24 protein-coding genes and 1 tRNA gene are annotated in these 23,388 nt (G+C 64.7%); 14 read left to right on the top strand and 11 right to left on the bottom strand.

The features are described from left to right. Positions 1 to 17 precede the first annotated feature (17 nt). Both SCD90_RS03710 and SCD90_RS03705 read left to right on the top strand, forming a co-directional pair. The gene (locus tag SCD90_RS03710) at positions 18 to 1,238 is read left to right on the top strand and encodes a GNAT family N-acetyltransferase (RefSeq protein ID WP_319843294.1); all 1,221 of its coding nucleotides are present in this window, start codon (positions 18 to 20) and stop codon (positions 1,236 to 1,238) included. A 68-nt stretch (positions 1,239 to 1,306) separates the two neighbouring features. Then, entirely contained in the window at positions 1,307 to 1,732 is a 426-nt protein-coding gene (locus SCD90_RS03705; protein WP_319843293.1) for an HIT family protein, read from the top strand. A gap of 54 nt (positions 1,733 to 1,786) precedes the next feature. On the opposite strand, the gene clpA is transcribed toward SCD90_RS03705, so the two are convergent. Together clpA and clpS are read right to left on the bottom strand one after the other, a co-directional pair. Continuing rightward, on the bottom strand, positions 1,787 to 4,186 hold the full coding sequence (clpA, locus tag SCD90_RS03700) for an ATP-dependent Clp protease ATP-binding subunit ClpA (protein WP_319843292.1): 2,400 nt from the start codon (positions 4,184 to 4,186) through the stop codon (positions 1,787 to 1,789). 7 nt (positions 4,187 to 4,193) lie between these two features. Continuing rightward, positions 4,194 to 4,547 (bottom strand): ATP-dependent Clp protease adapter ClpS, encoded by a 354-nt coding sequence (clpS, locus tag SCD90_RS03695; protein ID WP_319843291.1) that lies wholly within the window; start codon positions 4,545 to 4,547, stop codon positions 4,194 to 4,196. A gap of 327 nt (positions 4,548 to 4,874) precedes the next feature. On the opposite strand from clpS, the gene SCD90_RS03690 reads away from it, so the two are divergent. Further along, entirely contained in the window at positions 4,875 to 6,572 is a 1,698-nt protein-coding gene (locus tag SCD90_RS03690; protein ID WP_319843290.1) for a serine hydrolase, read from the top strand. 31 nt (positions 6,573 to 6,603) lie between these two features. Here the strand turns inward: SCD90_RS03690 and SCD90_RS03685 are convergent, their stop codons facing one another. After that, complete coding sequence (locus SCD90_RS03685; RefSeq protein WP_319843289.1) at positions 6,604 to 7,296, bottom strand: DnaJ domain-containing protein; 693 nt, start codon at positions 7,294 to 7,296, stop codon at positions 6,604 to 6,606. A gap of 160 nt (positions 7,297 to 7,456) precedes the next feature. Between SCD90_RS03685 and panC the strand changes: the two genes are divergently transcribed. From panC to SCD90_RS03660, 5 genes are all read left to right on the top strand, one after another. Beyond that, positions 7,457 to 8,323 carry a pantoate--beta-alanine ligase gene (gene panC / locus SCD90_RS03680; RefSeq protein WP_319843288.1) on the top strand — a complete coding sequence of 289 codons (867 nt, stop codon included), beginning with the start codon at positions 7,457 to 7,459 and terminating at the stop codon, positions 8,321 to 8,323. 101 nt (positions 8,324 to 8,424) lie between these two features. Continuing rightward, positions 8,425 to 9,075, top strand: coding sequence for a glutathione S-transferase family protein (locus SCD90_RS03675; protein WP_319843287.1), 651 nt, complete (start codon positions 8,425 to 8,427; stop codon positions 9,073 to 9,075). Between the two features lie 51 nt (positions 9,076 to 9,126). After that, positions 9,127 to 9,561 (top strand): DUF1489 family protein, encoded by a 435-nt coding sequence (locus SCD90_RS03670; protein WP_319843286.1) that lies wholly within the window; start codon positions 9,127 to 9,129, stop codon positions 9,559 to 9,561. A gap of 5 nt (positions 9,562 to 9,566) precedes the next feature. Continuing rightward, a complete protein-coding gene (locus SCD90_RS03665; RefSeq protein WP_319843825.1) occupies positions 9,567 to 10,253 on the top strand; it encodes a DUF599 domain-containing protein in 687 nt (228 codons plus the stop codon). Further along, complete coding sequence (locus SCD90_RS03660; protein WP_319843285.1) at positions 10,250 to 10,519, top strand: DUF3253 domain-containing protein; 270 nt, start codon at positions 10,250 to 10,252, stop codon at positions 10,517 to 10,519. Before SCD90_RS03665 ends, SCD90_RS03660 begins: the two co-directional genes overlap by 4 nt. Here the strand turns inward: SCD90_RS03660 and SCD90_RS03655 are convergent. Then, on the bottom strand, positions 10,516 to 12,432 hold the full coding sequence (locus tag SCD90_RS03655) for a potassium transporter Kup (RefSeq protein ID WP_319843284.1): 1,917 nt from the start codon (positions 12,430 to 12,432) through the stop codon (positions 10,516 to 10,518). The two genes, SCD90_RS03660 and SCD90_RS03655, sit on opposite strands and share 4 nt — an antisense overlap. Before the next feature lie 138 nt (positions 12,433 to 12,570). Continuing rightward, positions 12,571 to 13,902: a magnesium transporter gene (gene mgtE / locus SCD90_RS03650; RefSeq protein ID WP_319843283.1), complete on the bottom strand. Its 1,332-nt coding sequence runs from the start codon at positions 13,900 to 13,902 to the stop codon at positions 12,571 to 12,573. On the opposite strand from mgtE, the gene SCD90_RS03645 reads away from it, so the two are divergent. Further along, positions 13,828 to 14,853, top strand: a complete 1,026-nt coding sequence (locus tag SCD90_RS03645) for a hypothetical protein (protein WP_319843282.1) — start codon at positions 13,828 to 13,830, stop codon at positions 14,851 to 14,853. The genes mgtE and SCD90_RS03645 overlap by 75 nt on opposite strands. 37 nt (positions 14,854 to 14,890) lie before the next feature. Here the strand turns inward: SCD90_RS03645 and SCD90_RS03640 are convergent, their stop codons facing one another. Then, positions 14,891 to 16,018 carry an S-(hydroxymethyl)glutathione dehydrogenase/class III alcohol dehydrogenase gene (locus tag SCD90_RS03640; RefSeq protein ID WP_319843281.1) on the bottom strand — a complete coding sequence of 376 codons (1,128 nt, stop codon included), beginning with the start codon at positions 16,016 to 16,018 and terminating at the stop codon, positions 14,891 to 14,893. Positions 16,019 to 16,115: 97 nt separating this feature from the next. On the opposite strand from SCD90_RS03640, the gene SCD90_RS03635 reads away from it, so the two are divergent. Then, a complete protein-coding gene (locus tag SCD90_RS03635) occupies positions 16,116 to 16,400 on the top strand; it encodes an acylphosphatase (RefSeq protein WP_319843280.1) in 285 nt (94 codons plus the stop codon). A 5-nt stretch (positions 16,401 to 16,405) separates the two neighbouring features. Here SCD90_RS03635 and lipB read toward each other — a convergent pair whose 3' ends face one another. Continuing rightward, complete coding sequence (gene lipB, locus SCD90_RS03630) at positions 16,406 to 17,104, bottom strand: lipoyl(octanoyl) transferase LipB (protein ID WP_319843279.1); 699 nt, start codon at positions 17,102 to 17,104, stop codon at positions 16,406 to 16,408. 134 nt (positions 17,105 to 17,238) lie between these two features. Between lipB and SCD90_RS03625 the strand changes: the two genes are divergently transcribed. Further along, positions 17,239 to 17,323: transfer RNA gene (locus SCD90_RS03625), tRNA-Leu, on the top strand. A 129-nt stretch (positions 17,324 to 17,452) separates the two neighbouring features. Further along, complete coding sequence (locus SCD90_RS03620) at positions 17,453 to 17,740, top strand: hypothetical protein (RefSeq protein ID WP_319843278.1); 288 nt, start codon at positions 17,453 to 17,455, stop codon at positions 17,738 to 17,740. 52 nt (positions 17,741 to 17,792) lie between these two features. Here the strand turns inward: SCD90_RS03620 and SCD90_RS03615 are convergent, their stop codons facing one another. Together SCD90_RS03615 and SCD90_RS03610 are read right to left on the bottom strand one after the other, a co-directional pair. Then, positions 17,793 to 18,563 (bottom strand): ATP12 family chaperone protein, encoded by a 771-nt coding sequence (locus SCD90_RS03615; RefSeq protein WP_319843277.1) that lies wholly within the window; start codon positions 18,561 to 18,563, stop codon positions 17,793 to 17,795. 2 nt (positions 18,564 to 18,565) lie between these two features. Then, positions 18,566 to 19,234: an HAD-IA family hydrolase gene (locus SCD90_RS03610; RefSeq protein WP_319843276.1), complete on the bottom strand. Its 669-nt coding sequence runs from the start codon at positions 19,232 to 19,234 to the stop codon at positions 18,566 to 18,568. A 151-nt stretch (positions 19,235 to 19,385) separates the two neighbouring features. Between SCD90_RS03610 and SCD90_RS03605 the strand changes: the two genes are divergently transcribed. Beyond that, entirely contained in the window at positions 19,386 to 19,691 is a 306-nt protein-coding gene (locus SCD90_RS03605) for a hypothetical protein (protein ID WP_319843275.1), read from the top strand. Between the two features lie 48 nt (positions 19,692 to 19,739). Here the strand turns inward: SCD90_RS03605 and SCD90_RS03600 are convergent, their stop codons facing one another. Continuing rightward, the gene (locus SCD90_RS03600; protein WP_319843274.1) at positions 19,740 to 21,326 is read right to left on the bottom strand and encodes a catalase; all 1,587 of its coding nucleotides are present in this window, start codon (positions 21,324 to 21,326) and stop codon (positions 19,740 to 19,742) included. A 108-nt stretch (positions 21,327 to 21,434) separates the two neighbouring features. Here SCD90_RS03600 and SCD90_RS03595 point away from each other — a divergent pair, with 108 nt between their 5' ends. After that, on the top strand, positions 21,435 to 22,358 hold the full coding sequence (locus SCD90_RS03595) for a LysR substrate-binding domain-containing protein (RefSeq protein WP_319843273.1): 924 nt from the start codon (positions 21,435 to 21,437) through the stop codon (positions 22,356 to 22,358). On the opposite strand, the gene SCD90_RS03590 is transcribed toward SCD90_RS03595, so the two are convergent. Beyond that, positions 22,355 to 23,353 (bottom strand): RluA family pseudouridine synthase, encoded by a 999-nt coding sequence (locus tag SCD90_RS03590; protein WP_319843272.1) that lies wholly within the window; start codon positions 23,351 to 23,353, stop codon positions 22,355 to 22,357. The genes SCD90_RS03595 and SCD90_RS03590 overlap by 4 nt on opposite strands. Positions 23,354 to 23,388 lie beyond the last annotated feature (35 nt).

The raw sequence follows: 23,388 nt of genomic DNA, 5'->3' as shown, positions 1-23,388 counted from the left end.
CGGCTTAGATTGAGCAGATGTCAGTTCAATCCACGGAGCGCGCCAAGCTCCGCGTCAATCTCCTGCCCTCGATCAGCGCCATCGATGCCGCAGCCTGGAACGCCTGTGCCAATCCGGGCACTTCGGCGAGCGGTGGGACCGGCACCGGTCCCGACTACAACCCCTTCATCTCCCATGAATTTCTGCGGGCGCTGGAAGACAGCGGCTCAGCGGTGGCCGAGACGGGCTGGCAACCCATCCACCTCTTGATCGAGGATGAGGGCGGAGCACTGCTCGGCGTAGCGCCGGCCTATGCGAAGTCGCACTCCCAGGGAGAATACGTCTTCGACCACGCTTTCGCCGACGCGCTGGAACGTGCCGGCGGAGACTATTACCCGAAGATCCAGGTAGCGGTGCCGTTCACGCCAGCCACCGGACGCCGCCTGTTGGTAAAGCCTGGTGCAGAGCATGACATGGCGAGGCTCGGCTTGATCCAGGGACTGGCCAGCGTGATGCGACGGGTCGAGGCATCGTCGGTCCACATCACCTTCATGACGGCCGAGGAGCAGCGGCTGTTCACGGACAGCGGGATGGGGTTCTTGGCCCGCGACGATATCCAGTTCCACTGGGCCAATGAAGGCTTTGCCAGCTTCGATGACTTCCTTGCCTCCCTGGCCTCACGCAAACGCAAGGCATTGAACCGGGAGCGGCGCGATGCGCTGGCCGACGGACTGCAGATCCGCTGGATCACAGGTTCAGACATCCGCGAGCATCACTGGGACGCGTTCTGGCGGTTCTATCAGGACACCGGCTCCCGCAAATGGGGCCGGCCATACCTGACGCGCGAGTTCTTCAGCCGCGTCGGAAGCGCCATGGCCGACAAGATCCTGCTGATCTTCGCCATGCGCGGCGACATCCCCGTGGCCGGCGCGCTGAACTTCATAGGCGGGGACACGCTGTACGGCCGCTATTGGGGCTGCACCGAGGAGCACCCCTTCCTTCATTTCGAGGTCTGCTATTATCAGGCCATCGACTTTGCCCTGGCTCATGGCCTGAGCCGCGTTGAAGCCGGGGCGCAGGGCGGGCACAAGCTCGCGCGCGGCTATCGGCCTTCCATCACACATTCAGCCCACCTGTTCGCCCATCCCGGACTTGAGCAGGCGGCGCAGGCCTATCTGGCGCGTGAGCGGGAAGAGATTGCGCGCTCACGCGAGGCTCTCGACCAGGAGACGCCATTCAAGCACCAGCCGCCCGATTGAGCGTGCTGCCTTAGAATGTTCACCTTCACCGCGTCTAAGCCGGCAGCCTTTCAGCGCAAGAGGACCCGATGGCCGAGTACGATCCGAGCAACATCTTCGCCAAGATCCTTCGAGGCGAACTGCCCGCCCACAAGGTGTACGAGGACGACCGCGCGCTCGCCTTCATGGACATCATGCCGCGTGTAGAGGGGCACGTGCTGGTGATTCCAAAGGTGCCGGTCCGCAACCTGCTGGACTGCCCGCCGGAGGAACTCGGCTATGTGACTGGCGTGGTGCAGAACGTCGCCCGCGCCGCCGTGGCTGCCATGGACGCGGATGGCTTCACCATTCAGCAGTTCAACGAGGATGCCGGCGGTCAGGTGGTGTTCCATCTGCACTTCCACATCCTGCCGCGGAAAACCGGAGTGCCGCTGCGCCCGCATTCCAACCAGATGGAGAAGCCGGAGGTTCTGGCCTCCAATGCGCAGCGGATCCGCGAAGCGCTCGACGCCTGAGGCGTCTGCCGAACGTAAAAAAAGCCCCCGTCTCCGGGGGCTTTTTCATGTCGCTTAGTCCTGGGTGGGCACCTTCGGAACGGTGCTGCGTCCGGGACGCTTCGGCTTCACAGCCTTGGCCTCGTCCGGCTCGCCCCGAGTCTTCCGGACCACCTTCTCCGGCTTGGGCTGCTCGATGCGACCTGCCGGAAACTCGAAGGCCAGTTTGCTGTCGGTACCCGCGCCTTCCAGCAGCACCTTCACGGCGCCGCCATTCACCAGCTTGCCGAACAGCACTTCCTCGGCCAGCGGCTTCTTGATCGTCTCCTGGATGAGGCGCGCCAGAGGACGCGCACCCATCCGAGGATCGTAGCCCTTCTCCGCCAGCCATGCCCGGGCTTCGTCGGTCAGTTCGATGGTGATGCCGCGATCCGCCAGCTGGGCCTCCAGCTGCAACACGAACTTCTCCACCACGAGCTGGACCACTTCGACCGGGAGCGGCGCGAACGGCACGATAGCATCGATGCGGTTGCGGAACTCCGGCGCGAACAGGCGGTTGATGGCCTCCGTGTCCTCGCCCTCGCGCCGCGAACGCCCGAAGCCGATGGCCTCCTTCGCCATGTCGGACGCGCCCGCATTTGTCGTCATGATCAGGATGACGTTGCGGAAATCGACGGTCTTGCCGTTGTGGTCCGTCAGCTTGCCGTGATCCATGACCTGCAACAGGATGTTGAACAGGTCCGGATGGGCCTTCTCGATCTCGTCGAGCAGCAGCACGCAATGCGGATGCTGGTCCACGCCGTCGGTCAGAAGTCCGCCCTGGTCGAAGCCGACATAGCCGGGAGGTGCACCGAGCAGCCGCGAGACCGTGTGGCGCTCCATGTATTCCGACATATCGAACCGCAGCATCTGCACACCGAGGATGTCGGCGAGCTGCTTGGCGACTTCCGTCTTGCCGACGCCGGTCGGGCCCGAGAACAGGTAGGAGCCGATGGGCTTCTCCGCGTCCCGAAGACCGGCGCGCGCCAGCTTGATGGCCGCAGACAGAGCGTCGATGGCCGCGTTCTGGCCGTACACCACCCGCTTCAGGTTCTCGGTCAGATGGCGCAGAACCTCCGCATCATCCTTGGAGACGGCCTTGGGCGGAATGCGTGCGATAGACGCAACCGCGGCCTCGATCTCCTTGATGCCGATGGTCTTCTTCCGCTTCCCCTCGGGCAGCAGCATCTGCGACGCGCCGGTCTCGTCGATCACGTCGATCGCCTTGTCCGGCAGCTTGCGGTCGTGGATGTAGCGCGACGACAGCTCCACCGCTGCCTTGATGGCGTCGTTGGTGTAGCGCACGCGATGGAAGCTCTCGTAGTACGGCTTCAGGCCCTTCAGTATCTCGATCGCGTCCGGGATCGTCGGCTCGGCGACATCGATCTTCTGGAAGCGCCGCACCAGAGCGCGGTCCTTCTCGAAGTGCTGGCGGTACTCCTTGTAGGTCGTGGAGCCGACGCAGCGCAGCGAGCCGTTGGCGAGGGCCGGCTTCAGCAGGTTGGACGCATCCATGGCCCCGCCGGAGGTCGCACCCGCACCGATGACGGTGTGGATCTCGTCGATGAACAGGATGGCGCCGGGCGTATTCTCCAGTTCCTTCACCACCTGCTTCAGGCGCTCTTCGAAGTCGCCGCGATAGCGGGTGCCGGCGAGCAGCGCACCCATATCGAGCGAAAAGACCACCGCGTCTTCCAGCACCTCGGGCACTTCATGGCGCACGATGCGGCGTGCGAGGCCCTCGGCGATGGCGGTCTTGCCGACACCGGGATCGCCGACGAAGAGCGGGTTGTTCTTCTGGCGGCGGCACAGGATCTGGATGGTGCGCTGGATCTCCATGTCACGGCCGATCAGCGGGTCGATCTTGCCGTCGCGCGCCTTCTTGTTGAGGTTGACGCAATAGGTATCGAGCGCGTCCGCCTTCTTCTTGGACGTGTCTTCTGTCCCGGACGGCTCGTCGTCATTTCCGGTCTTCGGACGCGCATCGGCGGCGCCCGCGCGCTTGGCGATGCCGTGGCTGATGTAGTTCACCGCGTCGTAGCGAGTCATGTCCTGCTCCTGCAGGAAATACGCCGCGTGGCTCTCGCGCTCGGCGAAGATCGCCACGAGCACATTGGCCCCGGAGACCTCTTCGCGTCCGGACGACTGGACGTGGATGACCGCGCGCTGGATGACGCGCTGGAAGCCCGCCGTCGGCTTCGAGTCCTCGTGACCATCCGTCACGAGATTGTCGAGCTCGGCGTCTACATATTCCGCGAGGTTACGCTTCAGCTGGTCGACATCGACATTGCAGGCGCGCATCACCGCCACCGCGTCCCCATCGTCGATGAGGGACAGCAGCAGATGCTCGAGGGTTGCGTATTCGTGATGGCGCTCGTTGGCGAGCGCCAGCGCCCGATGGAGCGATTGCTCTAGGCTGTGCGAGAAAGTCGGCAAGTCGACCTCATTTCTTTTCCATGACGCATTGCAGAGGATGCTGGTGGCGTCGCGCAAAGTCCATCACCTGCGTGACCTTCGTCTCCGCGATCTCGTAGGTGAAGGTGCCGCAGTCGCCGACGCCATTCTGATGGACGTGCAGCATGATCTGCGTGGCCTCCTCCCGGTTCTTGTTGAAGAACCGTTCCAGCACGTGAACGACGAATTCCATGGGCGTGTAGTCGTCGTTCAGCAGAAGGACGCGGTACAGGCTCGGGCGCTTCGTCTTGAATCGTGTCTTCGGCGCGAGGACGGTGCCGCCGCCCCCGTCGTCATTCCGGCGCGTTGCCCCTGTCGCACGCTCGAGAAAGTGATCTGTCATTAGTCTGGTTGGCTTCCTGATGCCGTCGCGCCGACCCCAAACCCTCACGAGCCGACGCTGTTGCCCCTTAATCTAGGAGCACGCCCGCCTCTCTGCCAGCACCCCCGGTTCAAGCTTTCGGGAAGCGTGAGGAAACCCGACGCGCCATGTCAGCGCCCGCTTTCCATTTCATCGTGTTTAACGCCTCCGTAACCGCAATCGCAGCATTCTAAGAACCGTGGCGGAAACGCCGGGCTGGACGCATGGACCGACCTTGGGGCGAAGGTCGGATAGTGGGGATTGTCGATGAGTTCGCGTAAGGTATCTGCTGTCTGCTGGGGATTTGCCGTGCGCGCACTCAGCGCGGCACTCGTCCTGGGCCTGATGGCCACCACGCCTTCCGAGGCGGCCAAGAAAAAGGCTTCCTCGAAGAAAGAACTGTCGCAGAAGAGCCGCGCCAAGAAGGCGCCGGCCGGTGGCGGCTACAATCCGCCCTATTCCGCGATCGTCGTGGACGCGAAGACCGGGCGTGTCCTGCACTCCGACAGCCAGAACGCGATCCGTCATCCCGCTTCGCTGACGAAGGTCATGACGCTCTATGTCCTCTTCGAGGAACTGGAACGCGGCTCCGTCGATCTCGATACGCCCCTCAAGGTCTCGGCAAATGCGGCGCGCCAGGCGCCATCCAAGCTGGGCCTTCGCCCCGGTGAGACCATCCGCGTCGAAGACGCGATCAAGGCACTCGTCACGAAGTCCGCGAATGACGTCGCCTATACGATCGGCGAGAACCTTTCCGGCTCCGAGACTGCCTTCGCCCAGCGCATGACGCGCAAGGCACGCGCGCTCGGCATGAGCTCGACCGTGTATGCGAACGCGTCCGGCCTGCCCGATGACCGTCAGGTCACGACGGCCGCCGACCTCGCCATCCTCGGCCGTGCCGTGCAGGATCGTTTCCCGAAGTATTTCCCCTACTTCAACACCCGCACCTTCACCTGGAAGGGACGCGTGATCGGCAACCACAACCGCCTCGTCGGCTCGGTGCGCGGGGTGGATGGCATTAAGACCGGCTTCGTGCGGGCATCCGGGTTCAACCTGCTGACCTCCGCCAATGACAATGGCCGCTCCATCGTCGCCGTGGTGCTGGGCGGAAGGTCCGGCGCATCCCGCGATGCCGCCATGCGCAAGCTGGTTGCGGAGAACCTCCCGAAGGCCTCCACCGGCGCAAAGACCTCCGTCATTGCGGAAGGGCGCGTGGCGCCGGAGCCGCTGCCCACCTTGACCACTCAGGTCGCCGCAGCCGCGCCTGTCGCCGCGACGACGACAACGACAACGACAGCCACGCGCATGCCGCTTCCCAAGCCGCGCACTCCAGATCTGGCGGCCGTCGAGTCGACTCCGGTACCTGCGCCCTCACGGCCTGCCGCCGTCACCGCCGCCGCCGCGCCTGCCGCTCCTACCGTCCCCGCGTCGGCGGCCACGCCGGCGACCAGCCCTGACGCAATCGCACGCCGCATCGCCATGGCGACGGCAGTTGCAACGACCCCCGTGCAGCCGGATATGCGCTGGGTCGTGGGCAGCCAGCCTGCGGCGAACGAGAACCGTGCGAATGGCGGTACGACGCCTGGTTCGTCGCCGCGCCAGGTGGCTCAGGTCGAGATCCAGAGGCCGGTTGAAGCCGGTATGCTGATCCCGTCGATGCGTCCTGCTCCGGAACCTCGGGCTGCGTCCACCAAGGTTGCAGCGGCCTATGCCGACGAACCCACCGCGGGGAACGGCGCGCTGGCGGCCATCGCACCGCAGCGCCCGGGCTGGCAGATCCAGATCGGCGCTACCGACGACGCCGCCAAGGCAGCGGCCCTCCTCGACCGCGCGCAGCCGACCATGCGCAAGATCGATTCGCGCGCCCAGTCCTTCACCGAGACGGTGAACAAGGGCGAAGTGACCCTGTATCGCGCCCGCTTCGCCGGCCTGACGGAAACTTCCGCCCAGGCTGCGTGCAAGGCGCTGAAGAAGTCTGCCCTTTCCTGCTTCGCCCTCAAGAACTGAGCGAATTCCGATGCATCCGACCGCCGATAGTCTAGCGTTTAGCGCGGGTGAGCACGTCCTTGGCCTGATTAATCCGGCTGGCGAGGTCGTTCGACCCCCCCTGGTCGGGATGCAGCTTCTTCATCAGCTGCCGGTACGCACGGCTGACTTCCGCCGCGTCGGCCCCCGGATCAAGCCCCAGGATCTGGTACGCCTCCTGCTCGGTCATCGGGCTCTTGCCCGCCGGGTGGTGGCTCCCAGAACGCAGGTCGCTCTGCAGGTCTTCACGCCAGCCGGGCTGCCGGCGGTCCATATAAGCTTCGAGTAAAGACAGGCTGTTGGGGTCCGCGCGCGAAAGTTCGGACCCCAGTTGCCAAAGCTGGTGAAGGCTCAAGGCGTCGAGATCCTGCCCCGCGAAGCCTCCCTTCAGCACCTGACCGCGTATCCGCCCCGTGGTGCTGTCGTGCACCAGCATGATCCAGCCGCTTGCGGCCCGCGTCGATCGCTTCCGCTGAAAACGACGCCTGCGCATCCCACTGAGCAGCAGCCCCGCGCCGAGCAGGATCATCGGGGCACCGATGATGAAGCGGCCCATCGCCGTCAGGAGAACGCCGAGCGCGAGGACGGCGACCGCGCCGATCAGGCGCATCTGGGGGTAAACCTGCGCCGAGCCGGAAGTACGTGATCTTCGGCCGAGCCATGCCAGCAGCAGAATGCCGGCGAGGACCAACAGGACGATGAACATGCGTGTGGCCTTGTGCTTGCGGTTCGATACGCCTCGTGACGCATCGGCGAAGTCTCCCGGCACATAGCCTTGCCGGCCTTCCGGAGCAAACCGGGTCTCCTTGCGCCGGCTTGTCGGTGCTCTACCCCCTCTGCTAGAGCGAGCCGCCGGAGGAACCCGCATGGCTGCACAGACCCCCATCATCCACAGCAAGGCCAGGCTGCGCGAGATCACAGCCCAATGGCGTGGCTCCGGCGATGCAATCGCACTTGTGCCGACGATGGGTGCACTGCACGAGGGGCATTTGGCCCTCGTGCGCACCGCACGCCAGCGAGCCGCGAGGGTGATCGTGTCCATCTTCGTAAATCCGGCGCAGTTCGCGCCCCACGAGGATTTCGGTCGCTACCCACGGACGCTTGAGGCCGACGCTGAAAAACTGTCCGAGGAGCAGGTCGACCTGATCTACGCTCCGGCGGCCGAGGAGATGTATCCTGCCGGGTACGCAACCCGCGTGGTGCCCGATGCCGGGCCGGCGCTGGGGCTCGAATCCGACGCCCGGCCACACTTCTTCGGCGGCGTTGCGACCGTGGTGAGCAAGCTGTTCCTGCAGGTGCGGCCCGATCTCGCGGTTTTCGGCGAGAAGGACTGGCAGCAATTGCAGGTCGTGCGGCAGATGGTGCGCGACCTCGACATCGATATCGACATCGTGGCCGGCCACACCGTGCGGGAGGCGGACGGCCTCGCCCTGTCGTCGCGGAACGCTTACCTATCTCCCGAGCACCGGGCGGCGGTGCCGGCGCTGCACCGCGCCCTCTCCGAGGCGGCGTCCCTAATCGGCGGCGGCGCACCGATGGGGGCGACGCTTGTCCGGGCACGGCAGGCCGTGGAGCGCGCCGGCTTCTCGGTGGACTACCTCGAAGGTCGTCACGCTGAGTCGCTGACGCCCATCGAAGGCCCGCATCATGGGCCGGTGCGCCTGCTGGTTGCCGCCCGCATCGGCGGCACGCGCCTCATCGACAATGTGCCGGTGCCGTCGGACGCTCACTGACTGAAGCCATCATTGCCGATGCTGATGTCTCGCATCACGCGAATGCACTTCCTTCCTCACGGGCCACACCGCACACTGCGATGACAAACCGGGGACCTGACATGACCCTCACGCTCATCATCGGGAACAAGAACTATTCCTCGTGGTCGCTGAGGCCATGGCTTGCGCTGAAAGGTGCAGGCATCGGGTTCGACGAGGTGGTGATCCCAATCTACATCGAGGGCTCCCGCGAGCAGATCCTGCAGCATTCGCCGTCAGGCAAGGTACCGGCGCTGCGCCACGGCGAGATCACAGTCTGGGATTCGCTGGCCATCATCGAATATGCCGCCGAGGCTTTCCCGGATGCCGCCATCTGGCCTGCGGGCCGGGAGGCACGCGCCTGGGCGCGCTCCATCTGCGCGGAAATGCATTCGGGCTTTGTGCCTCTTCGCAAGCAGATGACCATGAATGTGCGGCGGCGCATCCCCGGCTTTCCGGTGGCCGAGGATGTTGCCGAGAACGTCGCGCGCATCGAGACCATTTGGTCCGAGACGCGCCGGCGCTTCGGCGAAGGCGGCCCCTTCCTGCTCGGCAGCTTCTCGGCGGCGGACGCGTTCTACGCTCCCGTGGTCACCCGCTTCGTCACCTATGACGTGCAGGTTTCCGCTGAGAGCCGCGCCTATATGGACGCCATTCTGGGCCACCCGGATATGCGGGACTGGTGCCGGTCCGCCGCCGAGGAAAGCTGGACCCTGCCGCAGTTCGAGGTCTGACCCGCGCGCGCGGCTCTTGCGGCGGCGCACGGGGCACGGCAGGTAAGCAGCATGCCGCTTCACCTTCAAAAGCTCTGCGTCGGGGCCGAATCCTTCGAGGACATGGAAGACTGGATCGCGCAGACGCTGGACCAGCGCCGCCGCGCGGGCCTGCCCGTCGAGCAGATCCACACCACACGCATGATGCCGAGCCGCGCCGCCGAGATCGTCGAGGGGGGATCGCTGTACTGGGTGATCAAGGGCACGATGCTGGCGCGCCAGCAGATCCTGGAACTACGCGCCGTCACCGGCCAGGACGGCATCCAGCGCTGTGCCATCGTGCTGGAGCCCCGGATGGTGCGGGTCACGCCCTGGCCGCGTCGGGCCTTTCAGGGCTGGCGCTATCTCGCGCATGATGATGCGCCGGGCGATCTCGGTGCCGGCGGCGATGCTGGCGATCTGCCGCAGCACCTGCTGCTCGAACTAAGGGAGCTGGGACTGCTGTGAGCGGGATGACCCTTGCCGACTACGCCGCGCTCGTCTTCTTCATTGCAGCCTGGCTGGCCTATTACGCCTATCTCGAGAGCAGCAAGCATGCCCGGGGAAGCCTGAACGCCACGATGCACCTCGCTCGCGTGCAGTGGATGCGCAGCTGTTACTCGCGTGAAAACCGCATCATCGATGGCCAATTGATGAGCGGCCTCCAGAACGGCACCGCGTTCTTCGCGTCCAGTTCGCTGATCGCAATCGGCGGCACGCTGTCCGTCCTCGGCCTGACCGATCGTGCGCTGGAACTGTTCGCCGCCCTGCCGTTCACCGAACCAAGCCCGCGCGCATTGTTCGAAGCCAAGATTCTCGGCCTCGCTCTCATCTTCGCCTACGCGTTCTTCAAGTTCGTCTGGGCATACCGGCTGTTCAACTACGCGGCCATCCTGATCGGCGTCATGCCTCCGCCCGCACATCCCGACCCCGTCGAGAAGGAGCAGGCCATCCAGCGTGCCGCACGCATGAACACCTCGGCGGCGAAGAACTTCAACCGTGGCCTTCGGGCGTTTTTCTTCGCCATCGCCTATCTCGGCTGGTTCGCCGGTCCCTATGCGATGATCGCCAGCACCGCTCTGGTCGCGGTCGTGCTTTGGCGACGCCAGTTCAACTCCGATTCGCGCGATGCCGCCGCCTGGACAGAAGGTCAGCCATGAACGACGGGCAGCTTGAGGACATCATCCTGCGCATGACCGCGGAACGGGGCACAGGCAAGAGCATCTGCCCATCGGAAGCCGCGCGGGCCGCAGGCGCTGCCAATGACACGGACTGGCACCCGCTGATGCAGCCGGTGCGCCGCGCCGCCGTCCGTCTGGCGAAGGCCGGGCGCATCACGATCCTGCGGAAGGGCAAGCCGGTCGATCCCGACGCGTTCAAGGGCATCTACAGGCTGACGACCGGCAGCCAGGAAGATCCGCTCTAGAGCGTGACCTGGCTGCCGAGTTCGATAACGCGGCCGGCTGGTATGCGGAAGTACTCGATCAGGTCGTCGGCCTGCTTGCTGAGCCCGATATAGAGATTGTCCTGCCACAGCGGCATGCCCTCCTTGGCGGACGCCCGCAGCGAGCGGCGGCCGATGAAGAAGGAGGTCGACATGATGTCGAACTTCAGCCCGTGCGACTTGGCCTTCGCCAAAGCCTTGGGGATGTTCGGCGTCTCCATGTAGCCGTAGCAGATCTGCAGGCGCGCGAAGTCTTCCGCCATCCACTCCAGCTTGATCCGCTCTTCCGGGCTGGCATAGGGCCGCTGCAGGGTGCGGACGGTGACGATGATGTTGCGCTCGTGGAGCACCTTGTTGTGCTTCAGGTTGTGCAGCATCGCCGCCGGGGCGACTTCCGGGTCCGAGGTCAGGAAGATGGCCGTGCCCGGCACGCGGGTGGCCGAGGTCTTCATCAGGGACTTGAGCAGGTCGACCATCGGGACGCTGCCCTTGCGCACCTTCTCGGCAAGAATCCGGGTGCCGCGCACCCAGGTCCACATCATCACCGCGATCACCACGCCAAGCAGAAGGGGCACATATCCACCGTCGAACAGCTTCAACAGGTTGGCGATGAGGAACGAGGTGTCGATGACGATGAAGGGAAGCATCACGAGCACCGCGAGCCACCAGCCCCACTTCCACACCCTCGCGATGACCACGATGGCGAGGAAGCTCGTGGTGAACATCGTGCCCACCACCGCGATGCCATAGGCCGAGGCAAGCGCGCTGGAGTTTTCGAACAGGATGACGAGCAGGATGGCGCCGGCCAGCATCAGCCAGTTGATCTTGGGCATGTAGATCTGCCCGTGTTGCGTCTCCGAGGTGTGGGTGACCTCAAGCCTCGGCAGCAGGCCCAGCATCATGGCCTGACGCGTCAGCGAATAGGCGCCCGTGATGACCGCCTGCGCGGCGATGACGGTGGCGAGAGTTGCCAGCAGCACGAAAGGCAGGCGCGCCCATTCCGGTGCCGTCAGGAAGAACAGGTTCTCGATGGCCTCGGGCTGCGTCAGCGCCATCGCGCCCTGCCCGAGATAATTGAGCGACAGCGCGGGCAGAACGCAGAACAGCCACGCGCGCCGAATGGGGTCGCGCCCGAAATGGCCCATGTCGGCGTAGAGGGCCTCGGCGCCCGTGACGGCGAGGAAGACCGAGCCCAGCACCGTGAAGCCGATGATGCCGTGGCCGAACATGAAGCTTAGCGCGTAGGTGGGGCTCAGGGCCCACAGGATCTCCGGCGCATCGAAGATGTGGACGACACCGAGGATGGTGAGGACAGCGAACCACACCAGCATGATGGGCCCGAAGAAGGTGGCCACCCGCTCGGTGCCGTAGGATTGCACCACATAGACAGCTGTCAGGATGACGAGCGTGACCGGCACCACCCAGCTTTTCGGCAATGGCGAAGCAGTCGTCAGCCCCTCCACGGCCGAAAGGACGGAGATGGCGGGTGTCAGGATCGAGTCGCCGTAGAACAGCGCGGCGCCGACGATGGCAAGCGTCAGCACCACGGGGCTTGGTGTCTTCAAGGATGATTGCGCCAGCGCCAGCAGCGAGAAGGTACCACCCTCGCCGCCATTGTCGGCGCGCATCATCATCACGACGTATTTGAGCGTGACCACGATGATCAGCGCCCAGATCAGCAGCGAGACGATGCCGAGGATCTCGACGTCCGTCGGATTGTCCCCGGCATGGAGCAGCGACTCGCGCATCGCGTAGAGCGGGCTCGTGCCGATGTCGCCATAGACGACGCCAAGGCTGCCGAGCAGCAGCATCCACTTCGCGCCACCACCTGGATGGTGTCCGTCAGCCGATGTAGGGGTGGGCATGGCCGATGCATTCGGCGACTGTTCAGTCATGAGCCGGGCCTCTGACCCCAAATCGCCGCAAGGACGTTCGCACCATGAACGTGCTGGGTGGAGGAAGGCTCCAGCGCGCCGAAAGACGGCTCATATAGACCTGCCGCCCTTAAGCCGCAATCCGCCGCAGTTCGCGGTTCACCAGAGGCCGAACCACCAGGCTGCGATACCGAGAAAGGCGAAGAAGCCGACCGTGTCCGTGGCGGTGGTGAGGAACACGCCGGAAGCGACCGCAGGGTCGAACTTCAGCCGGTGCACCGTTATGGGAATCAGCGCCCCGAAAAGCCCGGCCACCACCATGTTGATGATCAGCGCCGTGCCGATGACGACGCCAAGTTCCGGGTTCCGGTACCAGGCAGCCGCCACCCCGCCGAGGATGATGGACAGGGCAACGCCGTTGACGAGTGCGACAAGCATTTCGCGGCTGATGATCCAGCGGATGCGCCGACGTCCGAGTTCGCGATGCGTCAGCGCCCGCACCGTAACGGTCATGGTCTGCGTGCCGGCGTTGCCGCCCATGCTGGCGACGATCGGCATCAGCGCCGCGAGCGCCACCATCCGCTCGATGGTGTCCGAGAACAGGCCGATGATGGTCGCCGTGATGAAGGCGGTGCAGAGATTGATGGCGAGCCACGGAAAACGGCTTCGCGCGGTTTCGCGTACGGTGTCCGACAACTCCTCGTCGCCGAAGACGCCGCCGAGCGCTTTCAGATCCTCGTCGGCTTCCTGCTGGATGACGTCCACGATGTCGTCGATAGTGACGACGCCGACAAGCCGGTTCTCCGGGTCGACCACCGGCGCGGAAACAAGGTTGTAGCGCTGGAACTGACGAGCGACATCTTCACGGTCTTCCAGCGCCTCGAACGAACGCACCTCGTCGTTCAGCACCGTCTTCAGCTGGGCCGTTCGTGAACTGCGCAGCAGCTTGTCCAGCGAGACCGTCCCCTCGAGCCGGAACACCGGGTCGATGACGAAGATCTCGTAGAAGGTCTCGGGTCCGTCTTCCCCGAGCTCGGTCAGGTAATCGATCGCGCGGCCGACCGTCCAGAACGGCGGCACGGCCACGAAGTCCGTCTGCATCAGGCGACCGATGGCTTCTTCCGGGAAGTCGAGCGCGCGCACCAGGGCCGCGCGATCCGGGAGCGGCAGACGATCCAGGATCTTCTTTCGATCCTCGTCCTCCAAATCCTCCAGGATGTATACCGCGTCGTCCGAATCGAGCTCGCGCAGCCCGTCCACGATGGTCTGCGTGGGCAGCCCTTCGAGGATCTGAAGGCGGACGCTTTCGTCCACCTCGGTGAGGGCCGCGAAGTGAAAGGCCGATCCGAGGAGCTCGACGAGGCCCGGTCTTAGATCGGGCTCAAGAGCCTGAATCAGGTCGCCGAGGTCAGCCTCATGAAGATCACCCGCAAGCGCGCGCAGGCGCTCGGCATCCCCGGTCTCGATTGTTTCCGCAACGGCGGCGATCAAGGCAGCCGGAAGCCCGTCCTCCTCGTCGAGCAACGTTTCCGGGATCACCTCGGCCGTGGCTTTTTCATCAGGCTCGGCCATGCAACCGTCCGCTCGAACTGGGTGTATCGGTGTCCTTGTAGTGAAGATGCCCTAATGGGCAATGAGTGTTTTGCCTTTCTGCGAACACCGCTGCAGGTCGACTTTAGTTGCAGGCGCGCAACGCACGCCATGATTGTGCGGCAGCACCCCTATTCGTCACACAGGGGAACGCAGATCCCGCTAACCTGCTCGCGGGGGACTGAAATCATGAAACGATTGATGAAGATTGGCAGCGCCGTCGCGCTGGCGACATTGCTGTGCGCGTGTGGACCGGAAGGCATCCTCAAGGGGCCGAACTCCGGATTCATCAGCAATGTCGAGGTAAAGCTGGCGAAGCCGCTTGGCTCGCCGCAGATGGCGGAGGCGATCCGCACGAAGACGCTGATGGAGGCCTCACGTTATCCGGCGCAGGGTGAGCCCAAGACGCTGCACATATTGGTCACGGACCTGCACAAGAAGAACGCCGCGATGTCGCTGCTGGTCGGCGATGCCAACCGGATGAGGGCCACGCTGGTGGTGACCGACACAGCCGGCAAGACGGAACACGGCCGCGTCAATGTCGTTTCGACGGAAAACGGCGCGATGAACGGCCTGATCGGCGCGGCAATCGCCCTCGCGCAAGAGGATCAGCGTTTCGAAGATGCGATGACGGGGCAGATCGCCAAGGACGCGCTGATCCACGTCCACGGATCGAAGGCGGCATCGGCGGCGGCGAAAAACCTGCCGAAACCTATGGCTCCGAGCCCTGCGGCGGCTCCTGCCGGACCCGCCAAGGCTGCGCCTGCCCAGCCCTTAAAGCCGGCCGCGCCGAAGGCTGTTCCGGTTGCCGCGGCTCCCGGGGCGGCGGTTACGCTGGTGGCGGCCAGATAAGGGCAACGCGCTCGGCGCTGCCCTCCTTTCCGGAACGTCAGAACACCACGACGCCGCGCACGCTCTCGCCGTGGTGCATCAACTCGAAGCCGTGATTGATGTCCTCCAGCGGCATCACATGGGTGATCATGGGGTCGATCTCGATCTTGCCGTCCATGTACCAGTCCACGATCTTCGGCACGTCGGTGCGGCCTCTCGCGCCGCCGAAGGCGGAGCCCTTCCAGACCCGCCCCGTGACGAGCTGGAACGGGCGGGTGGCGATCTCCTGTCCGGCGCCGGCCACCCCGATGACCACGCTTTCACCCCAGCCGCGATGGCAGCTTTCCAGCGCCTGCCGCATCACCTTCGTATTGCCCGTGCAGTCGAAGGTGTAGTCCGCGCCGCCGATCTGGTCCGCGCCACGCTTGGTCATGTTGACGAGGTAGGGAACGAGGTCGTCGCCCACTTCCGTGGGGTTGACGAAGTGCGTCATGCCGAAGCGCTCGCCCCAGGCCTTTTTGTCGTTGTTGATGTCGACGCCGATGATCATGTCCGCGCCCACGAGGCGCAGGCCCTGGATAACGTTGAGGCCGATGCCGCCGAGGCCGAACACGATGGCCGTGGAGCCGGGCTCCACCTTGGCGGTGTTGATGACGGCGCCGACGCCCGTCGTGACGCCGCAGCCGATGTAGCAGACCTTCTCGAACGGCGCGTCTTCGCGGATTTTCGCCAGCGCGATCTCGGGGAGCACCGTGTAGTTCGCGAAGGTGGAGGTGCCCATGTAATGGTGCAGCTTCTTGCCTTCGATGGAGAAGCGCGAAGTGCCATCCGGCATCAGCCCCTGCCCCTGCGTACCGCGGATCTTGGTGCAGAGATTGGTCTTGCGCGAGAGGCAGGACGGGCATTCGCGGCATTCCGGCGTGTAGAGCGGGATCACATGGTCGCCGGGCTTCAGCGAGGTGACGCCGGCTCCGACTTCCACGACCACACCCGCGCCCTCATGGCCCAGAATGGCCGGAAACAGGCCCTCGGGATCGGCTCCGGAAAGCGTGAACCAATCGGTGTGGCAGATGCCGGTGGCCTTGATTTCCACCAGCACTTCGCCGGCACGAGGCCCCTCAAGCTGGACGGTTGTGATCTCAAGCGGCTTGCCAGCGGCAATCGCGACGGCGGCGCGAACGTCCATGTCCTGATATCCTCGGCTTATATGCTTGGCAGAGGTTATGGCCCAAAGCGGCCGGCGACCGGAAGCCCCTTCGGTCGGCAGAAAGGTCTGTACCGCGATGACAGATGACCGGGTTCTCGTGCTGATACACGGCCGGGTGCAGGGAGTTGGATACCGCCGCTGGCTGCAGCAGATGGCCGAAGAGCACCGGCTGCGTGGCTGGACCCGCAACCGCCGCGATGGTTCGGTCGAGGCATTGCTCATCGGCCATCAGACGGTGGTCGACGATGCGCTGTCGCTCATCTGGAAGGGGCCGCCTGCGGCGGAGGTCCAGCGCGTGGAGCGCATGGACGCGCCGGATGAACACGCTCCCGCCGGCTTCGAGGTACGTCCGGACGCCTGATGGCGTTATTCCTCCGAACGCTGAACCTCGCCGAACACGTCACGAAACCCCGAGAGCAAAGCGGCATCCACCTCGTCCATGCCGACAGGCCGTCCAAGATCGACAAGGCTGGTGACGCCGGGCCCTCGCACCCCGCACGGCACGATCCCCGCATAATGATCGAGATCCGGCTCCACGTTCAGGCTGATGCCGTGGAAGCTCACCCAGTGGCGGAGCCGCACGCCCACCGCGGCGATCTTGTCCTCGGCTTCCGCACCCTTTTCAGGCCGCCGCACCCAGACGCCGATTCGCCCAGCCCTTCGTTCGCCGTCCACGTTGAACGGCTTCAAGGCGCGGATCACCCATTCTTCGAGGCCGGCGACGAACGCGCGCACGTCATTTCCACGGCGGCGAAGGTCCAGCATCACATAGACCACCCGCTGGCCGGGGCCATGATAGGTGAACTGGCCGCCCCGTCCCGTGCGGAACACCGGGAACCTCATCGAATCGAGAAGGTCCTCGTCACGCGCGCTGGTGCCCGCCGTGTAGAGCGGCGGATGCTCCAGAAGCCAGACAAGCTCGCGGGCGCGGCCTTCAACGATCTCCTGAACCCGGCTCTCCATCAGTGCCACGGCATCGGGATACGGCACCTGACCGAAGCTCACGCGCCATTCGGGAAAGGGCTGTGCGTCCGGCAGACGCAATGGTTGGTGGCGAACGGTCATCTCCTGTTCAGACAGGCTGGGCGACAACAGGCATATGGCACATCACGCAATTGCCTGCACATCGCGCATCGTGGCCCTTGTGGCCCATGCACCGATTTGTTACAGACGCGCCGCCGGCCTAAACAGTCGGCGATGCGGTCGTGGCGGAATTGGTAGACGCGCAGCGTTGAGGTCGCTGTGGGGCAACCCGTGGAAGTTCGAGTCTTCTCGACCGCACCACACTATTTGGGTGGAATACCCACAGGATGACGGAACGGTAGCGGCCTCGGCTTCGTTCCTGATGTATGTGCCTAAACGGGCTGCTCTCGGGCAGCCCACCGGCACCCTCCTTTTGTCCGTGGGATCAACATGCTTCGTAAGACACTCATCATCGCCGCCCTTCTCGCCGCTCCGGTGCCTGCTTTCGCAACGAAGGCCGATGCGGACGCGTGCGCCAAGGGACTTCAGGGCGACGCGCTGAAGGCCTATCGCGAAGCGGTAGTCTATGTCGTGAACGGCGACACTCTCGAAAACGCCTTCACCAAGACCTTGAAGCCCGGCGTTGACGCCGGTCGCATGGAAGAAGACTACGCCCGCAAGATCGGCCGTGAGGCCGGCGAGTGCGCGCGCCTCGTCCATCGCGACGCCGCCAAGTAAGAACTCACGCAATCTGAAAAAACCTCCGGGCGCACTGCGCCCGGAGGTTTTTTCATGCCGTGGCTGCTTCTCGCGACCCCATCTGGAGAATGCTGCCAGCGGCACGCAACTCCTCGAATCGCCGTGCCCGACGGACCTCCGCCTCCTCGTCCGCTCCCCACAGCTCGTTGTTCCAGTCCTCGTCCACATGCGCCGCGCCCCATGCTTCGGCCAAGGTGAGGTGGCCGTGGAGCAAAGCGAGCGCGATCAGCGCGGAGCCTGTGAGAGTGGTCACGACATTGACGGCCGCGAGACGGAACGTGTCGAGATCGGCCAATGCCCGATCCATCGCCGCTGACGTCTCGGGCGGTTGGCTGATGAACACGACACCCTGCGCCAGCACGAATCGCGAGCCGAGCTGTCTCTCGGCCCATGAGAGGATCGGATCCCACGCTTCAGCCTGGCGCGCGACCAGCCGCTCGGGCCCTTCCGCCCGATAGCAGATCAGGTCGGAACCGGAATATTTCACCACCTCGGCGCGAACAGCACCGCTGTCGCGGGCCACACCATCGATGGCCGAATTGACGATGCGGCTCAAAGGCATCGTGGACGGATTGATGACGTCCACCTGCGCGTTCCACTCGGCTGCCAGAGCTTGGCTCAAGCTTTCCCAAGGCGTGACAACAGGGTTCCGCCCCGGGGTTCGAACACCCCGTCCGTCGAGGACCACGGCATATCCTGCCTCGGCAGGCTGGATGTCCGCAGATTTATAGAACCGCTTGGCAAGTTCCGGGCGCATCAGCCGCTTGGCCATGGCCATGGCATCTTCACGCTCTTCGCTCACGGTCAGGCCTCCACAACAAGGTTCTCGAGTGCTTCGGGCAATTCACTGAAACGGTCGATGATGATGTGAGCGCCCGTGGCGGCGAGCTGTTCAGCGGGATGGTAGCCCCACGAAACGCCGATGGTGCGTGCGCCCGCGGCGCGGCCCATGGCTATGTCATAGGTGGTGTCGCCGATCATGGTTGTTCGGTTCGGCAAGATGCCCATCTCGGCTGCGGCTGTCAGGACCATGGACGGATCAGGCTTCGAGGGGTGGCCGTCGGCGGTCTGGATGGTTGCGAAGCGCCCGTGCAGGCCGTGCAGATCCAGTACCGCCCGGACGCCGCGCAATGACTTGCCCGTTGCCAGGCCAAGCACCACGTCATCGCGTTCGCTCAGGGCGTCGAGCACCTCGATGGCTCCCGGAAACAGCGGCTCGTCATGATCCCGGCTCGTGCGCAGATCAGCGAAAGCCTCCTTGTAGGCGGTAGCGAGAGTACCGGACAGCTCCTCCGGTTCCTCGGGGCACAGAGTGCGCATCGCGGTGTCAAGCGAGAGCCCGACAATGGACAGGATGGTGTCGCGGGTGGGCACGGAGCGCCCATGCGCCTCGAAGGCGCGCGTCATCGCGGCAACGATCATGTGCTGGCTGTCGATCAGGGTGCCATCGACGTCGAAGATTACCAATTGCATGGGGCGGTTTTATCGCCTTTCGCCCGAGAAACCATCCTCGGTGTCTGAATAGCTTCGGCCCGGCGACCTCCGCACGCTCACGAACGTGGGAGAGTTGGCGTACGCCTGATCGAACGCAGGAACCTGCGGCCCCTGCCGACGTTGCCACCCCATGAACGACCCAAGCTCCGACCGGACCGACCCCACAACCGAGCAGCTTCGGGCTGATATCGACAGCGGACGGACAGGGTCGAAAATCTCCAAGGGAGATCCCGCGGCCTCCCCGTTGGGCACGGACGACGAGGCGGCCGGCACTCCGCCCAGCAGGGCCGCAGTCGCCGCGGCCCGGGCAGCCGAGGTGAAGACCACGCCCAAGGCCCCTCCGGAGGAGGCGCCCAGCGGGCCGTTGATGCGCTACTGGCCTTTTCTTGTGATCGGGGCTGTCGCGGTGTTTGCGTTCCTGGTGCTGGCTAAATAAAAAGCCCGCCTGATTGGCGGGCTTTCTGTTCCGGTTCGAGATCGCGGCCTACTCGGCAGCGGCCTGGGCTTCCAGCTTGCCGTCCGTATAGGTCGGGCCAGCACGGTTTTCGCCCGGAGCGGGCTGGCCCGGCAGGGGCGCGAGGGCCTTCGCCTTCTCCAGATCGATGCCGACGCCTTCCGCAACGCGACGGCCGTAATCCTCATCCGCATTCCAGAAGTGCCACACCATGCGCAGTGCGAGGGCTTCCGGGCACTGCTTCAGGTCACCGATCAGGTTGTTGACGAGATCATCGCGCTCCCAATCCTGGAAGGTGCGGTAGCGCTCGCCAGCCTGGGCGTAATCATCGGAGACCCGGGTCGGCTTGTAGCGGCCGAGGTGCCCCTCGATGAACTGGCGATATTCCTGCGCCCTATGCTCGGCTTCCTTGAGGCCTTGGCCGAGATAGCTGGGCTCATAGTTCACGTGCTTCGATTCGCCACCGCGATCGACGTAATAGGCCATCTGGCCGTCGCGCTGATTGGTGGCGAAGGGGCAACCGACCTGCGGGGCGTTGATCGGCAGTTGCAGATAGTTCGGCCCGACGCGGTAACGCTGGGTGTCCGAATAGCTGAGCGTGCGGCCCTGCAGCATCTTGTCGTCCGAGAAGTCGATGCCGTCCACGAGCACGCCCGTGCCGAAGGCCGACTGCTCGACTTCCGCAAAGAAATTATCTGGCACGCGGTCCAGCACCATGCGGCCCACCGGCAGCAGCGGGTACTGGTCTTCCGGCCAGCGCTTCGTGTCGTCCAGCGGATCGAAGCTCAGGTCGTCATTTGGGCCGTCCGGCATGATCTGTACGCAGAACTCCCATTCCGGGAAGTTGCCGGCGGTGATGTTGTCGTAGAGGTCACGCGTCGCGTGGCCGACATCCTTGCCCTGGATCTCCGAGGCCTGCTGCGAGGTCAGGTTGCGGACGCCCTGCTTCGGCTGCCAGTGGAACTTGCAAAGCACGGCCTCGCCCTGTGCGTTCACCAACTTGTAGGTGTTGACGCCCGAGCCTTCCATCTCGCGGTAATTGGCCGGAATGCCCCACGGGGACTTCAGCCAGGTCACCATGTGGATCGATTCTGGGTGCGCGGCGATGAAGTCGTAGAAGCGCCACGGCTCTTGGCGGTTCGTCACCGGATCCGGCTTGAAGGCGTGGATCATGTCCGGGAACTTGATGGCGTCCCGGATGAAGAAGATCTTCAGGTTGTTGCCCACGAGGTCCCAATTGCCCTCGAGCGTCTTGAACTTCACGGCGAAGCCGCGCGGATCGCGCTCCGTCTCCGGGCTTTCCTTGGCACCGGCCACGGTGGAGAAGCGCACGAACATGGGCGTCTTCACGCCGGTTTCGGTCAGAACGCGGGCGCGAGTGTACTTGGACGCCGGCTCGTCGCCGATCTTTCCGTAGGCCTCGAACCAGCCATGGGCGCCGGCGCCACGCGCATGCACGACGCGCTCCGGTATGCGCTCACGGTCGAAATGGGTGATCTTCTCGAGGAACTGGTAGTTCTCGAGCGTTGCCGGACCACGTTCGCCCACGGTGCGCATGCTCTGGTTGTCGCGAACCGGATGGCCCTGTCGGGTCGTCAGTGTCCTGTTGTCGCTCATGCCGTTCACCTCGTCTGAATCTGGAACGGCTACAATATCGATGTAGCATGATAGGAGAAATACAAATCTCCTTCATTCTCGATAGGAATATCCTATCTACTATCCTCCATGAGCTTCGGCGGCCTTTCCCTTCGTGACATCGAATATGTCGTTGCCATTGCGGACGCCGGCGGTTTCACGACAGCGGCCGAGCAATGCGGCGTTTCCCAACCCTCCCTGAGCGCGCAGGTGCGCAAGGTCGAGGCCAAGCTGGGAGTCATGCTGTTCGAGCGCGTCGGACGGGATGTGAGGATCACCGCGTCGGGAGCAGGCCTGATTGAGCAGGCTCGGGCGGTGCTGGGTGAGGCGCGCCGCCTGTTCGATCTTGCCAGGACGCTGGACGATCCGCTGGCCGGACCGCTGAGACTGGGCGTGATCGCAACGCTCGGTCCCTACCTCGTCCCCCATATTCTCGGGCCGCTGCGAAGTGCCTTTCCCGATCTGCAGCTTGTGCTGAGGGAAGGTCTCACCACGGACCTGAGCGGGCTGCTGATCGCCGGCCAGATCGATTGCGTGCTGCTGTCGCTGCCGGTCGAGGACGAGCGCCTGGCGGAAGCCGCCATCCTGTTCGAGCCTTTCGTGGGGCTCTGCTCTACACGGTCGGCGCTGGCGAACCGGAAGAGCCTTCGCATTGCCGATCTGGATGTGGAGGGGCTGATGCTGATGGACGAGGGCCATTGCATCCGCGACCAGGCTTTGGCGCTGTGCGCCCGTCCCAGCGTCGCGCGGGATCACCGCCATGCAGCCAGCATCGAGACGCTGCGCCACCTCGTGGCGGCGGGCAGCGGCCACGCATTGCTGCCCGGACTGGCCGCACGGCCGGAGGACCCGCTGCTTGAGGCGCATTTGCGCTACATCGAACTGGAAGACGATGCTGTCGGACGCACGATCGGCTTGGCGTGGCGCCGCACCGATGTGCGGCGTCCCTCATTCGAAGCCTTGGCGGGGATGCTTCGCGGCGTGACTATCCCGGGCACGAAGCCCCTGCCCTAGTCCTCCGGTGCGTCGAGGATCGGGTCCTTGCCGCCGCGCTCCTCGAAGCCGAACACGTCGAACGCCTGCCTGAAATGCTCGGGCAAAGGTGCCGTAACGTCGATGGTGCCGCCGCGCGGATGCGGGAGCGTAATGCGCCGGGCCAAAAGCATCAGCTTGTCCGGCAGGTCGGCCGAGAATTGCTGGAGCTGCTCGCCGTATTTCGGATCGCCGAGGATGGGGTGGCCGATATGCTCAAGATGGGCGCGGAGCTGATGAGTGCGCCCGGTCACCGGCTTCAGCGAAAGCCAGGATGCCCGGTTCGCCGCCTTATCCATCACCGCGTAATAGGTGATGGCGTGGCTGGAATCCTCCGTGCCGTGACGAGCCACGCGCATGCGCTCCATGCCCTGCTCGCCACCCTTGGCAAGATAGGTGGAGATGCGGCCCTGCGTGGGGTTCGGCACGCCCGGGACCAGAGCCCAGTAGATCTTGCGGGCGGACCGCGAGCGGAACGACTTGGCAAGCGCGGCCGCCGCCTTGCGGGTCTTCGCCACGATAAGGCAGCCGGCGGTGTCGCGGTCCAGCCGATGCACCAGCTTCGGCCGCTCATCGTCCGGGCCGACAAGCGCCTGCAGCATGCCGTCGATGTGCCGCGTGGTGCCGGACCCGCCCTGCACCGCAAGCCCGTGAGGCTTGTTGAGGACGATCAGGTCACGATCCTCGAAGATGACCATCTGCCTCAGGAAGACCGCGTCCTGCGACGACACCTCCTTCTTGCGCTTCTCCAGCGCGGCCGGGTCGCTTGCCTCCCCTAGTGGCGGCACGCGGACGCTCTGGCCTGCGACGACTTTCGCGGCCGGCTTGGCGCGAGCGCCGTCCACCCGCACCTGCCCGGTGCGCAGGATCTTCTGCAACTGCGCAAAGCCGAGCGCGGGGTAGCGCCCCTTCAGGAAGCGATCGAGCCGCAATCCGTCTTCGCTGTCCTTTACGGTGACGATCTCAACGCCGGCCATGGTCTACAAGCTTTCCGCCGAGCATCGCCCGGATC

This window comes from Terrihabitans rhizophilus (assembly GCF_033898525.1).
GTDB lineage: Bacteria > Pseudomonadota > Alphaproteobacteria > Rhizobiales > Methylopilaceae > Flaviflagellibacter > Flaviflagellibacter rhizophilus.
The sequence above is the reverse complement of the archived record's forward strand: the minus strand, read 5'-3'. Positions and strand labels throughout refer to the sequence as shown.

Coding starts and splice junctions, on each gene's coding strand:
- SCD90_RS03705 (WP_319843293.1), top strand. CDS start 1,307: ATGGCCGAGTACGATCCGAGCAACATCTTCGCCAAGATCCTTCGAGGC.
- SCD90_RS03635 (WP_319843280.1), top strand. CDS start 16,116: ATGACAGATGACCGGGTTCTCGTGCTGATACACGGCCGGGTGCAGGGA.
- SCD90_RS03620 (WP_319843278.1), top strand. CDS start 17,453: ATGCTTCGTAAGACACTCATCATCGCCGCCCTTCTCGCCGCTCCGGTG.
- SCD90_RS03590 (WP_319843272.1), bottom strand. CDS start 23,353: ATGGCCGGCGTTGAGATCGTCACCGTAAAGGACAGCGAAGACGGATTG.
- SCD90_RS03600 (WP_319843274.1), bottom strand. CDS start 21,326: ATGAGCGACAACAGGACACTGACGACCCGACAGGGCCATCCGGTTCGC.
- SCD90_RS03610 (WP_319843276.1), bottom strand. CDS start 19,234: ATGCAATTGGTAATCTTCGACGTCGATGGCACCCTGATCGACAGCCAG.
- lipB (WP_319843279.1), bottom strand. CDS start 17,104: ATGACCGTTCGCCACCAACCATTGCGTCTGCCGGACGCACAGCCCTTT.
- SCD90_RS03670 (WP_319843286.1), top strand. CDS start 9,127: ATGCCGCTTCACCTTCAAAAGCTCTGCGTCGGGGCCGAATCCTTCGAG.
- SCD90_RS03605 (WP_319843275.1), top strand. CDS start 19,386: ATGAACGACCCAAGCTCCGACCGGACCGACCCCACAACCGAGCAGCTT.
- SCD90_RS03645 (WP_319843282.1), top strand. CDS start 13,828: ATGAAGATCACCCGCAAGCGCGCGCAGGCGCTCGGCATCCCCGGTCTC.
- SCD90_RS03660 (WP_319843285.1), top strand. CDS start 10,250: ATGAACGACGGGCAGCTTGAGGACATCATCCTGCGCATGACCGCGGAA.
- SCD90_RS03595 (WP_319843273.1), top strand. CDS start 21,435: ATGAGCTTCGGCGGCCTTTCCCTTCGTGACATCGAATATGTCGTTGCC.
- SCD90_RS03710 (WP_319843294.1), top strand. CDS start 18: ATGTCAGTTCAATCCACGGAGCGCGCCAAGCTCCGCGTCAATCTCCTG.
- SCD90_RS03665 (WP_319843825.1), top strand. CDS start 9,567: ATGACCCTTGCCGACTACGCCGCGCTCGTCTTCTTCATTGCAGCCTGG.
- SCD90_RS03640 (WP_319843281.1), bottom strand. CDS start 16,018: ATGGACGTTCGCGCCGCCGTCGCGATTGCCGCTGGCAAGCCGCTTGAG.
- panC (WP_319843288.1), top strand. CDS start 7,457: ATGGCTGCACAGACCCCCATCATCCACAGCAAGGCCAGGCTGCGCGAG.
- clpS (WP_319843291.1), bottom strand. CDS start 4,547: ATGACAGATCACTTTCTCGAGCGTGCGACAGGGGCAACGCGCCGGAAT.
- SCD90_RS03655 (WP_319843284.1), bottom strand. CDS start 12,432: ATGACTGAACAGTCGCCGAATGCATCGGCCATGCCCACCCCTACATCG.
- SCD90_RS03675 (WP_319843287.1), top strand. CDS start 8,425: ATGACCCTCACGCTCATCATCGGGAACAAGAACTATTCCTCGTGGTCG.
- SCD90_RS03685 (WP_319843289.1), bottom strand. CDS start 7,296: ATGTTCATCGTCCTGTTGGTCCTCGCCGGCATTCTGCTGCTGGCATGG.